At 56.7% G+C, this 11634-nt stretch carries 11 protein-coding genes; 9 read left to right on the top strand and 2 right to left on the bottom strand.

The annotated features are described in order from the left end of the window. Positions 1 to 22 precede the first annotated feature (22 nt). The 8 genes from BCM02_RS01845 (at position 23) to BCM02_RS01880 (ending at position 9393) form a co-directional block, all read left to right on the top strand. Positions 23 to 1534, top strand: a complete 1512-nt coding sequence (locus tag BCM02_RS01845; protein WP_148927344.1) for a sugar ABC transporter ATP-binding protein — start codon at positions 23 to 25, stop codon at positions 1532 to 1534. Between the two features lie 28 nt (positions 1535 to 1562). Next, positions 1563 to 2573 (top strand): ABC transporter permease, encoded by a 1011-nt coding sequence (locus BCM02_RS01850; RefSeq protein WP_148927345.1) that lies wholly within the window; start codon positions 1563 to 1565, stop codon positions 2571 to 2573. Positions 2574 to 2615: 42 nt separating this feature from the next. Then, complete coding sequence (locus BCM02_RS01855) at positions 2616 to 3641, top strand: ABC transporter substrate-binding protein (RefSeq protein WP_148927346.1); 1026 nt, start codon at positions 2616 to 2618, stop codon at positions 3639 to 3641. Between the two features lie 154 nt (positions 3642 to 3795). Beyond that, positions 3796 to 4029: a hypothetical protein gene (locus BCM02_RS01860; protein WP_148927347.1), complete on the top strand. Its 234-nt coding sequence runs from the start codon at positions 3796 to 3798 to the stop codon at positions 4027 to 4029. Between the two features lie 217 nt (positions 4030 to 4246). Beyond that, the gene (locus BCM02_RS35780; RefSeq protein ID WP_148927348.1) at positions 4247 to 4852 is read left to right on the top strand and encodes a hypothetical protein; all 606 of its coding nucleotides are present in this window, start codon (positions 4247 to 4249) and stop codon (positions 4850 to 4852) included. After that, a complete protein-coding gene (locus BCM02_RS01870) occupies positions 4845 to 6551 on the top strand; it encodes a GMC family oxidoreductase N-terminal domain-containing protein (RefSeq protein ID WP_148927349.1) in 1707 nt (568 codons plus the stop codon). Before BCM02_RS35780 ends, BCM02_RS01870 begins: the two co-directional genes overlap by 8 nt. 69 nt (positions 6552 to 6620) lie before the next feature. Further along, positions 6621 to 7166: a DUF3231 family protein gene (locus BCM02_RS01875; protein WP_148927350.1), complete on the top strand. Its 546-nt coding sequence runs from the start codon at positions 6621 to 6623 to the stop codon at positions 7164 to 7166. Positions 7167 to 7335: 169 nt separating this feature from the next. Next, the gene (locus BCM02_RS01880) at positions 7336 to 9393 is read left to right on the top strand and encodes a methyl-accepting chemotaxis protein (RefSeq protein ID WP_148927351.1); all 2058 of its coding nucleotides are present in this window, start codon (positions 7336 to 7338) and stop codon (positions 9391 to 9393) included. A 137-nt stretch (positions 9394 to 9530) separates the two neighbouring features. Here the strand turns inward: BCM02_RS01880 and flgB are convergent, their stop codons facing one another. Further along, entirely contained in the window at positions 9531 to 9938 is a 408-nt protein-coding gene (gene flgB / locus BCM02_RS01885; RefSeq protein ID WP_148927352.1) for a flagellar basal body rod protein FlgB, read from the bottom strand. A gap of 213 nt (positions 9939 to 10151) precedes the next feature. Between flgB and BCM02_RS01890 the strand changes: the two genes are divergently transcribed. Next, positions 10152 to 10634 (top strand): DUF2975 domain-containing protein, encoded by a 483-nt coding sequence (locus BCM02_RS01890; protein WP_187433961.1) that lies wholly within the window; start codon positions 10152 to 10154, stop codon positions 10632 to 10634. A gap of 87 nt (positions 10635 to 10721) precedes the next feature. Here the strand turns inward: BCM02_RS01890 and BCM02_RS01895 are convergent, their stop codons facing one another. Further along, a complete protein-coding gene (locus tag BCM02_RS01895; RefSeq protein ID WP_187433962.1) occupies positions 10722 to 11447 on the bottom strand; it encodes a C40 family peptidase in 726 nt (241 codons plus the stop codon). Positions 11448 to 11634 lie beyond the last annotated feature (187 nt).

Here is an 11634-nt window from a genome sequence, read left to right on the forward strand (position 1 = left end):
CGGATGAAAGGAGTGACCAGGGATGGACGAAGCGGAAGAAGCGCTCGTACGGATGGAAGGGATCGAGAAACATTTCGCCGGCGTGCATGCGCTGAAGGACTGCCGGTTTGAGCTGTTGGCCGGAGAAGTGCACGGGCTGGTCGGCGAGAACGGCGCCGGCAAATCCACTTTGATGAAGGTGTTGACCGGCGTGTACCGGCCTAATGCGGGGATCATTCGAATCGACGGGCGCGACGTGCAATTGAGCGACCCCAAGGCGGCGCAAGCGCTTGGCATCGGCATGATTCACCAGGAGCTGAACTTGGCGCCGGACTTGACGGTGGCGCAGAATATCTTCATCGGCCGCGAGCCGCGCCGAGGATTCGGTTTATTCCTGGACGACAAGACGATGAACGAACGGACGCGGGAACTGCTGGCCGGCATGAATCTCGATATCGATCCGCGATCGCAGGTAGCCGGTCTGACCGTCGCCAAGCAGCAGATGGTGGAGATCGTGAAGGCGATCTCGCTCGACTCGAAGGTGCTGATCATGGACGAGCCGACGGCGGCGCTCAGCGACGCGGAGATCGAAGAGCTGTTCGTCGTGATCGAGCGACTGCGCGGCCAAGGCGTCGGCATCGTATACATCTCGCACCGGATGGCGGAGCTGCAGCGGATCTGCGACCGCATCACGGTCATGCGCGACGGTCAATACATGGACACGGTCAAGATCGGGGAAGTCACGGTCGATCGCATCATCGCGATGATGGTCGGCCGCGAGCTCTATCAAGCCGACAAGTCGGCGCATGCCGGAGCTCACGCCGACATCGTCCTCGAAGTAAAGGGACTACGACGCGGCCGCGCGCTGCGGAATATCGATCTCCAGCTGCGCCGGGGCGAAATCCTTGGCATCGCCGGTCTCGTCGGGGCCGGCCGCACGGAGCTCGCCAGGGCGATCTTCGGCGCGGATCCGATCGACGGCGGCGAGCTCTACATTCGCGGACGGCGCATTGCCATCCGAAGTCCGCACCAAGCGGTTCTTCACGGGGTCGGCTATCTGTCGGAGGACCGGAAGCAGTACGGCTGTCTGCTTGACATGGACGTCAAGACGAACGTGGCGATCGCCTCCATGCCGCGATACGCGCAAGCAGGCTGGATGAAGGACGCCGAGATCGAACGCCGGGCGTCGCTCGTGGTCGATCAGCTGCGCGTGAAGACGCCGAGCATCCATCAACCGATCAAGTTCCTCTCGGGCGGCAATCAACAGAAAGCGATCATCGGCAAGTGGCTGACGCGGGACTGCGATATTCTCATCTTCGACGAACCGACCCGGGGCATCGATATCGGCGCCAAGGGCGAAATTTACAAGCTGCTCGACCAGCTCGCCGCCGAAGGGAAATCGATCATCATGATCAGCTCCGAGCTGCCCGAGATCTTACGGCTCAGCCATCGGATTCTCGTCATGTGCGAAGGACGCATCACGGGCGAGCTGACGAACGACGGAAGCGTTACGCAGGAGTCGATCATGCATTACGCAACCCGCCGGATTGGCTAATTTCGACACCATAAAGGAGCGTGTGCTCATGAAAGATACGGCGCTGGTCACGCAGGGCGGCAAGCGCGCGCCGGTCATCCCGCCGGGACTGCTGCAGCAAGTGCTTGCCTTCGGCAGCTTGATCGTGCTCGTGCTCGTCTTCTCGCTGGCCTCCGGGAACTTCTTTCAATTCTCCAACATCGTCGGGATTCTGTTGTCGACGGCCGTCATCGGCGTGCTGGCGCTCGGCTCGACGTTCGTCATCATCACCGGCGGCATCGACTTATCCGTCGGCACGGTCATGACGCTAAGCGCCGTTATGACAGGCGTGTTCATCACGTTCTGGGGATTGCCGGTACCGCTCGGATTACTCGGCGGCATTCTAACCGGAGCATTGTGCGGCATGGTCTCGGGCGTGGCGATTGCCAAGATGAAAATTCCGCCGTTCATCGCGACGCTGGCGATGATGATGATCGCCAAAGGGCTCGCGCTCGTCATCTCGGGCACGAAGCCGATCTATTTCACCGATCACCCGGCCTTCGGCGAGATCGCGCTTGGCTCGCTTCTGGCTTCGCTCATACCGGGCTTCGCCATTCCGAACGCCGTCCTCGTCTTCTTCGCCGTGGCGATTATCGGCGCGATCGTGCTCTCCAGGACGATCATCGGCCGGTACAACCTCGCCATCGGCAGCAATGAAGAAGCGACGCGCCTATCGGGGGTCAACGTGACGTTCTGGAAGATCGTCATCTACACGATGACCGGCCTCTTCACCGGCTTGGCCGGCATTCTGATGGCTTCCCGGCTCAACTCGGCTCAGCCCGCGCTCGGCATGGGCTACGAGCTGGAAGCGATCGCGGCGGTCGTCATCGGCGGCACGTCGCTGAGCGGCGGCAAAGGCACGATCGTCGGCACGGTCATCGGAGCGCTCATCATGAGCGTGCTGACCAACGGCTTGCGCATCTTGTCGGTGCCGCAGGAATGGCAGACGGTCGTCGTCGGCTTCGTCATCGTGCTCGCCGTCTATGCGGACATTTTGCGCCGACGCAAGCACGCCGCATGAATGCGATTCGTCAATTCAATCGGACAAAGGGGAGAATCTAACATGAAGAACGCTGTGTTGAAAAAAGGGGCCGCCTCGCTGCTGATCCTCGCAACAATGCTTGCCGTCAGCGCTTGCGGCGGCAATAACGGGAGCGGTTCTGCCGCAAACGGGAAGACGAACGCGCCAAGCGAGCCGGCGACCGCGGAAACTTCGGCCGACAAGCTGTACATTCCGGTCATCTCCAAAGGGTTCCAGCATCAATTCTGGCAGGCGGTGAAGATCGGCGCCGAGAAGGCCGCGGCGGAGTTCGACGTGGAGATTACGTTCGAAGGTCCCGAGACGGAGCAGCAGGTCGACAAGCAGCTGGAGATGCTGCAGGTGGCGCTGGACAAGAAGCCGAGCGCGATCGGCTTCGCGGCGCTCGACAGCCAAGCTTCGATCCCGCTGCTCAAGAAGGCGCAGGACGCGGGCATTCCGATCATCGCCTTCGACTCCGGCGTTGACAGCGACATTCCGGTCAGCACGGCCGCGACGGACAATAATGCGGCGGCTGCGCTGGCGGCCGACAAGATGGCGGCGCTGATCGGCGGCGAAGGCGAGATCGCGGTCGTCGCCCACGACCAGACGAGCCGCACCGGCGTCGACCGGCGCGACGGCTTCGTGGAGCAGATCAAGGCGAAGCATCCGAATATTAAGGTGGTCGATATTCAGTACGGCGGCGACCATCTGAAGGCGACCGACCTAGCCAAGGCGATCATTCAGGCGCATCCGAACGTCAAAGGCATATTCGGCACGAACGAAGGCGCGGCCATCGGCGTCATCAATGCCATTACCGAACTAAAATTGGAGGGCAAAATCACCATCATCGGCTACGACTCGGGCAAAGCGCAAATCGACGCGATCAAGGAAGGCAAAATGGCGGGCGCGATTACGCAAAATCCGATCGGTATCGGCTATGAGACGGTGAAGGCCGCGGTGCAGGCGGTGAAGGGCGAAACGATCGGCAAAGCGATCGACACCGGCTTCTACTGGTACGACAAAACGAACATCGACAGCGAAGAAATCAAGGCCGTGCTGTACGAATAACGCGTAGGGGCTTGCATCGCAAGATGCAGGCCCTTTTGCGACCGCGCTGGCCGTTTCGCCTTGATAGATAAAGACAATTTGCATTGTTATGCAACCTGAGGTACGATTACACTCTGTATAGTATAGAAATTCAAGTGATTGCGGAGGACGAGCAATGAGCAACCAATCCATCTTTGCACCAGGACAAGAACTAATTACGGATAAAGAATTCGAACTTGCCATCAAACACAAGTTGAATGTCATCGTTACGCAGAACGGCGTTCGCCAGCGTCCGATTACGAACCTCAGCGCTTACAACACGACGACGGCTACGCTCTCGGACGGGAAGCGGTTCCTCAGATCGGCGCATAAGTTCCATACGTACAGCGAAGAAATGCACGCGAAGTAAGACGAAGAAGGAGGGCTCGTTCCTCCATTGGGCAACAACATCACGCTTAAGAAGCCGCAGCCATGCGGCTTCTTTTGTTTATTCAAGCGTTTGATCGTATCGAAACCTCCGAGCCCGTCGGTCCCTCGCTTCACGTAAATAGACATACTGCGCCGAACTTGCAAATAAAAGATAGAAGAGAGCGCAGCAAGGCTCGAAGGAGGCTGGACGACGAGCGATGAACGCCTATACGCAAGCGACTTTTCAAGCGGTCGCGGACGCGATCGTTCCTTGGGGAAAGCAACCGGGACGATATCCGATCGCCGCATTCGTAAGACAACAAATCGATCATTCGCAATTCGTTCCGCCCGATACCGATCCCTCGCATCCGATCGAACCGCTGTCGCTGTCTACGGCCAAGCTGCTCGATGTCGGCGCGGCGGCATTGATCGAGAGGGGATTAACGATCCACCCCATCCGGAATGGTCAATTCCCGGGCGGAGGCTTGTTCGCCAGCTTGGCTCGTATCGATCGATTGCGGGTCATCGCGCTGCTGAATCAATCCGCCGTTCCGATGGATGCAATGCCTAGTCTTTATCGCGACAATCCCGGCTTGGTCCTCACGATGATGGATTCCCTCCATCAGCTGACCATGTTCGGTTATGACTCGGAGTGGTTCGGCTACGGAACGACTCGGCTGCTGCCGCCGAATGACCAGCGCGTCGAATATTTCCCGCCTTCTTGGTGCCAGACCGGCTATCCGGGTCCGGCGTTCGGTTATCGCGCGCTGCGCTGCGGTTCTCTCCCGCCAATGCGCTCAGGGGGGGACGATCATCGTGAGTAAACCGGACGTCATCGTCATCGGCAGCGGAGGCGGCGGGGCCGTCATCGCCAAGGAACTTGGCGAGCAAGGGCTGGACGTCTTAGTCTTGGAGGCAGGCCCTTGGTATGGCAATGTCAAGTGGCCGGAGCCGAACAAGTACGGCGGGGCGGCGAGCAGCGCGAGTCCGGATGATTTGAACATCGCGTTATTGCGGAAGCACTATTCGAAGTACGAGGGCGAGATGAACGATTTGATCACGGGACGGATGCGCTGGGGCCCGGCGGACCGGGATCGGGCGCCGTGGTACCGGAATATGAAGCAGCGGGGCTTCGTCTGGCAGGTCGCCGGCGTCGGCGGAACGACGCAAATTTATTTGGCTAACTCGCCGCGCGCGTTCCCGAGCGCCATCGATGGCATTTGGCCGCTATCCTATGAGGAATTGATCCCCTATTACGAGAAAGTGGAGGCGACGCTCCCGGTCGCGTTCGCCCCGTCGACGGCCAAGGAAGAGCTATTCTTCTACGGCGCCAAGAAAGCCGGCTGGCCGCTGATTCCGACGTTGAACGTGACAAACCCGGGTTATCGTCCGCAGCCTAATGCCATTCTCTTGCCCAACCGCCATCTCATGGACCCGACCTACTCCATGGAGCAGCTATCCCATATGGAAGGCTGCACGCTCGCCGGTCATTGCATCAACGGTTGTCCCCACGGCCCCTCCGTCGACCGGGTTGCGAAGCGTTCCGCTAATGTCAGCTACATCCCGCTCGCGCTGCGTACCGGGCGCGTAACGATCAGGCCGAATACCTTCGTCACCAAAGTGCTGACGGAGAAACGTCCCGCGGGCGAGTTGTATGCCAGCGGCGTGCGAGTGCGGGATACGTGGACCGGAGAGACGGAGGAGCTGCATGCCGATGCGGTCGTCATGGCGGCCGGTACGATCGAGACGCCGCGCCTGTGGCTGAATTCGGGGCTTCCGGACAACGGGTGGGTTGGCAAAGGACTCGTTAATCACTATTTCGATTGGGTGACCGGTCTATTCGACGAGCGCGATCTGCTCTCCATCCTGGGGAGCCCGACAACCGATCCGTTCGTCGGCCATACCTCGGGAGCCAGGTTGGATATCCCGGGCTTGGGCTCGATGATCGTAACCGGGTTAAGCCCGGGTCTCACGAGCTCGATGAGCTTCGGGTTGAGTCAAGCCGGTTATGCCGACCTGCATCCCTATGCGCAAGCGATGCCGGATTACGCCAGAGGTTGGGTCGTCGGATCCCAATGGCGGGAGTGGATGTCCCGCTATCGGCAGACGCTGAGCATCGCGATTTTTACCGAGGAAGAGGTTGATCGCCGCAACGGGGTGTCGCTGGATCCGCTGCTGAAGGATGAGAACGGCTCAATACCGCTCGTGCGATACGTTCCCGGACCTCGCGCTATTCGCAATCGGCAAGCGCTGGTACGCATCGCGGTCGAGCTTTTGCGGAAGGCGGGCGCGCGGAAGATTCTTCGAAGCGATTGGCCGGCTTCGCTCATGATTCATATGGAGAGCACGATGAGGATGGGCTACGTCGTGGATGCCAGCGGAGAAGCGCTGCAGGTTGAACGATTGTATATCGCCGACAACAGCGTGCACGTCAACGGATTGGGCGGCGTAAATCCGACCTTGACGACGCAGGCGCTGGCGACGCGAACCGCGGAGAAGATGGCGCGCAAGTATTTCCGTTGAAGGAACCGGCTATGCATAGCAAAGAGGGGAGGCGGCAACCCTAACAGAAAAAACTGGAGATGCAGCTCAATGAACTTGCTGGAAATACTCAAAGATGCGATCCATCCGTTCGGCGACGGCAAGAAGCCGCCCCTGCACGTCGGGGAGGTCATGAATCTATGGTTCTATCTGACGGCCACCGAGCAGACGCTGCGCGGCGAACAGGTGTCCCTGAATACCGTGCAGGATGCCGATCTGAAGGACAAAATCGAAGACGTCATTCATAACGTCCATAACCCGATTCGCGCGGAATTGAAGGACTTCCTGAGAAGCGAAAGCGTTCCATTGCCGCAATCGACCCCGGACAAATCGATTGGCGATTATCGCAACGTACCGGAGAACGCCAAACTATCCGACGAGGAGATCGCGAATCTGCTCAGCTTCAATATCGTCCTCGGCATAAATTATGCGTGCCGCGGGTTAACCGAGGCGGTCCGGCCTGACGTAGCGGCGATGTTCGCCAGGTTCCAGATGAAGAAGGCCTCGTTCGCGCTTACGTTCCGCCAGCTGATGATCGAGAAAGGATGGCTGCTCGTGCCGCCCGCCTATCATTCCGGCGCAGAGGGTCGCCCATAGCGAAACTCCATGCAAGAAGCCCGTTTTCGGATGCACATCCAAGGCGGGCTTCTTTGGCGTGAAACATAAATATTCTCGTATTGCTAAACAAATCGACATGCCTGCCGATATATAAAAGTGATGCTTCAGGATAAACCGTGGAGCAAAACAACTCGAGAGGATAAGAGAGATGGAGAAACGTGGAGTAATCAATCGAATTAGAAACATATCGCTCAAAGTCAAACTACCGGCGCTAATTAGCGCGCTCGTGATCATCGTGCTTGTCGCCACGTCCACGATCACCTATTTCTTCGCATCGGATCTCTTGACGAGAAAGAGCAAGGATGAAATCTCAGGGGTCGCGGATCGAATGGCGGAAGGGCTGTGGACGGCAATCCAGCTGCAAGAGCAATCGACGTTCCTGGCCTCCGATCACAATTCCTACCGCAAGCTGTTGGAGTTGCGGAATGCCGGAACCATGAGCGATGCCGAGTTTACCTCGTCTTCCAATAGCGTGTATGCCGAAGTAAGCGAATCCTTGAAGCACAGCCTGCAGGGCACGCGCGGTAACGATTCCTTCTCCATTATCGATGTCACAGGTACCGTGATCGCTACGACGGCGTCGCCGTTATTAGGCCAGAAGTTCGGCGACTTCGCATACTTCAAAGAGGCGATGTCCGGCAAAACGGCCATCTCGGATGCGATCAAGTCCGAGGATAACAAGGTACTGATCGTGTTCGCCAATCCGATCAAAGACGTTAACGGCAATGTGCTCGGCATATTTACGTCGACGGTGAACGGCGAGTTCTTCACGGAGAAGTTCGACAACATCCACATCAATGGCGAAGGAAGAGTCGAAATTCTCAGCCGCGACGGCACGTACCTGTACCAATCCGTCAACCCGGAGTTGGTCGGCGTCTACATCGGGGATCAGCCGGGACTTAAAGAATTCCTCGCTGATCGGGCCGTAGGCGAAATCAAAGATACGGAAATCGATATTAATGGCGAATTCTACCATATTAATCGGATCCCGAACGCGGATTTCACCATATCCGTCGTGGATTCCTACGCGGATATTAATCGACCGATCCATGACATGCTCGTCAAAGTCCTCATCGTCACGATTATCGCCGTGCTCGTCGCCGTAGCGTTCGGCATCGTCATGTCGCGTTACATCACCTCGCCGATCCTGCGTTTGACCGGGCTGTTCAAGCAGCTGGCTTCCGGCGACCTGACCGTGATGGCGCAAGGCAGCTATGACAGCGAGTTCAAAGATTTGGCGGACAGTTTCAATACGATGGTGGCGCAGAACAAAGAGCTGATTACGAATATGAACCATTCCATCGCGATCCTGGGCGCCAGCACGAGCGAGCTGGAAGTCTCCTCGAAGAAAACGGCGCAGTCGGCCAACGAAACGTCCGTGACGTCGATGGAAATCGCGAAGGCCATGGAATCGCAATCGCACGAGACGGAGCATATCGTCGAGAAATTCAACGGCTTCGGCGATAAATTCGCGTCGATGAACGACAACGTGCAATCCGTCCGCGGCATGGCGGAAGAGATCGTGACCGTGTTCCACGATAGCAACAAAGTCGTGGACGATCTGACGGACAACAATGCGAAGAACGAGCAAGAAGTCCAGAAGATCTCCGAAATTACGGCCAAGCTTCAAGCGAGCTCGAACAATATTAGCCAGATTACCGGCGCGATCAGCCAAATCGCGGGGCAGACGAATTTGCTTGCCTTGAACGCTTCCATCGAGGCGGCGCGGGCGGGCGAGCACGGACGGGGATTCGCCGTCGTCGCCTCGGAAATTCGCAAGCTGGCGGAACAAAGCTCGAAGCAGTCGAGCCAAATCAACGAAATCATCCAACAGAATCTCGTCTACGTCCAGGAGAACAATCAAAGCGTAATCGAAATTCAAGATATCGCCGCCAAGCAAGACGCGTACGTCAATCAGACGCGGATCGCCTTCCAGACGATTCTGGACAAGGTCACGGACATCACATCCCAAATCAAGACGATGGCGGACGAGGTGACCCGCATGGAGAGCGACAAGGAAGAAGTGCTGCAGTCTGCTCAAAGTCTCTCGGCTTCGGGCGAAGAGGTGTCCGCATCCGTCGAAGAAGTGAGCGCGACGATGACCGAGCAATCGACGACCGTTCAACAGCTGGCGCTCATGGTGGAGACCATCGACGCCCTGACGAAAGAACTGGCCGAGTCCGCTTCGAAATTCAAAGTCGAGTAATCGGCGCGGACGTCCGAAGGCGACGACTGGCTGCTCGCAGCTTTCGGCGGTAACGGCGACGCAATGTGTTTGAAGCCATACGAAAAGGCAGCCCCGCGATGGGCTGCCTTTTGCGTTTGGTAGGTGGTGAAGCGGAACTACTTTAGTTCGGTCAGCAATTTTTTGTATTTATTATAATGGCCGCTTACTTTGTCGATCATGAAATTGTAAGCGAGCTGATTGCTGGCCAGATTGACCATTTCCGCGTCGATGTCGACATTGTTGCGATTGTTGTTCATGGCCGTCGCGTGATCTTGTACCGTATTGTACGGGATAACCGACGTACCGGCGCTTAGAGGAAGATGATTCTCGCGCGTGCGGTTAAGCTGCACCTGGCCGGTATTCTCGCCGTTAATCAGTTTCGCCAACTCGTCTTCGAAGACGACCTTCTGCGCTTTGTAGTTCGGCGTATCGACATTGGCAATGTTCGACGTAATGGTCTTGTGTTTATGCTCCAGTATAGCCAATAGGGCTTCGTTTCGTTTGGAACTTTTGCTTACAAGCATGTACTTGCCACCTCCATAATCCTTGCTTACGGCCGGAAAGGCGCAGTTGTTTCACTTTTTTTGTCGAAATTACTCGATGATCATAATTATGATCAAACAACAACAGAAAGGAGAAACAACAATTGCGCATCCTTTTGCAATCTAAATATATTGTTTTACAATAAATATTGTGGTAAATTCAAATCAGAAATCATGAGCGGGGGTGTTTCAACTTTGAGTCGGAGCTCGATCTTATTCCTGAAAGGCGTTCTTATCGCGATCGGCATGGCTGCGCTTGCGGTATGCCTCGTCGTCTTGCCCATAGTAGCCAGCAGAGATGCGGCTGCGCATCCGGATACGGCGTATATGCAAGTTCCGTTCTTGGCGGGATGTTATGCGCTAGCCGTTCCGTTCTTCATCTCGCTCGTTCAGGCTTATAACTTGCTGCGCTACGTCGAACGAAAGCATGTCTTCTCGGAGAAGGCGGTTCGCGCGCTGAAGTTCATTCAGTATTCAACGATGCTGATCTGCGCCGTCATCGTGGCTGCCGTCCTGTCCATCATGCTGTTCACCCACGACGAGGACATTACTCCGTTTATTACGCTGGGGGGCGCGGGTACGTTTATTTTCGGCGTAATCGCAGCCTTTGCCGCGCTTCTCATTCACATGTTGAAGGATGCCATCGCGTTCAAATTCGAGAATGACTTGACCGTCTAACAGCGAGGACCAAGCAAAATTTAGCGGTACCCAAGCAGGCTAACGCCGAAGCCTGCTTAGGTGCCGCTTTTGTTTCATTCGCGCCGCTTATTTCTGGTCCAATACGGAGCCGCCCATGTAGAACCGCCACTGCAGGTGATTGCCGAATACATTGTCGATGCGAACGCCGCCCGTGCGAGGCGAGGCGGTATGAATCATTTTGCCGTCCCCCAGATAGATGCCGCAATGAGATACGGCCTCTACGGATTTCGATACGCCCTCGTACTGATTCGGGTCGCCTCCACGGAACGATGTGAAGAACAGCAGGTCGCCGCGGCGCGCGTTGTTCAAATTGTAGAACACCCGATTGGAGTAGGTCTGCACGTAACGAGCTTGACTGCGCGAATCGAGCGGAAGATCCATGCCTAACCCGGACAAGAACGCCCAGCGAGTGAAGTCCGAGCAGTCGAAGGAGGCCGGATCGTCCCGGTCCGAGCCGAATTGATAAGGCGTGCCCATGAACTGCGACGCCGTTCGAATGGCGTTCTCCGCCAAGCTGCCGTTAATCGGGCTGATGGACGGGTTCGGGAAAACTTGCGTCATAGCGGATTGCGCCGTGAAGGTTCCCGCGCCGTTTGTCGATCGGCCTATCCCTTGATCACCGCGCTTCAGATCGACATCGTCGTTGATGACCTGCGGATCCGTGATCCTTTCGTCGGTGACGCCTTGCGTGCGAAGCTGATTCCTTAGATTATCCGCATCGTTCCGACCGCCGCATGCGGACATAACGAAGGTGAAGCCGAGAACAATCGCCATTGCTGCCATCCATCTCATGGTGTTCCGCTCCCTGTACGATTTTTTTACAGTTTGCCTCATTGCGGACTTTTCCATTACGAATTACGCGAGTTATTCGATATGTAAGCCCTTTCAAATTGTTATATGAATTTTGTGTAAATTAGTGGGGTTATCTTCACGGATGAATCCCGCTATAATCTTGTTGCGCCTTAGACAACGCCTAAAT

The sequence above is a fragment of the Paenibacillus methanolicus genome, assembly GCF_008124765.1.
Classification (GTDB): domain Bacteria; phylum Bacillota; class Bacilli; order Paenibacillales; family Paenibacillaceae; genus Paenibacillus_Z; species Paenibacillus_Z methanolicus.

Excerpts from the sequence above, each read along its gene's own strand:
- BCM02_RS01875 (WP_148927350.1), top strand. The coding sequence starts at position 6,621 with ATGAACTTGCTGGAAATACTCAAAGATGCGATCCATCCGTTCGGCGAC.
- BCM02_RS35780 (WP_148927348.1), top strand. The coding sequence starts at position 4,247 with ATGAACGCCTATACGCAAGCGACTTTTCAAGCGGTCGCGGACGCGATC.
- BCM02_RS01880 (WP_148927351.1), top strand. The coding sequence starts at position 7,336 with ATGGAGAAACGTGGAGTAATCAATCGAATTAGAAACATATCGCTCAAA.
- BCM02_RS01845 (WP_148927344.1), top strand. The coding sequence starts at position 23 with ATGGACGAAGCGGAAGAAGCGCTCGTACGGATGGAAGGGATCGAGAAA.
- BCM02_RS01850 (WP_148927345.1), top strand. The coding sequence starts at position 1,563 with ATGAAAGATACGGCGCTGGTCACGCAGGGCGGCAAGCGCGCGCCGGTC.
- BCM02_RS01895 (WP_187433962.1), bottom strand. The coding sequence starts at position 11,447 with ATGAGATGGATGGCAGCAATGGCGATTGTTCTCGGCTTCACCTTCGTT.
- flgB (WP_148927352.1), bottom strand. The coding sequence starts at position 9,938 with ATGCTTGTAAGCAAAAGTTCCAAACGAAACGAAGCCCTATTGGCTATA.
- BCM02_RS01860 (WP_148927347.1), top strand. The coding sequence starts at position 3,796 with ATGAGCAACCAATCCATCTTTGCACCAGGACAAGAACTAATTACGGAT.
- BCM02_RS01855 (WP_148927346.1), top strand. The coding sequence starts at position 2,616 with ATGAAGAACGCTGTGTTGAAAAAAGGGGCCGCCTCGCTGCTGATCCTC.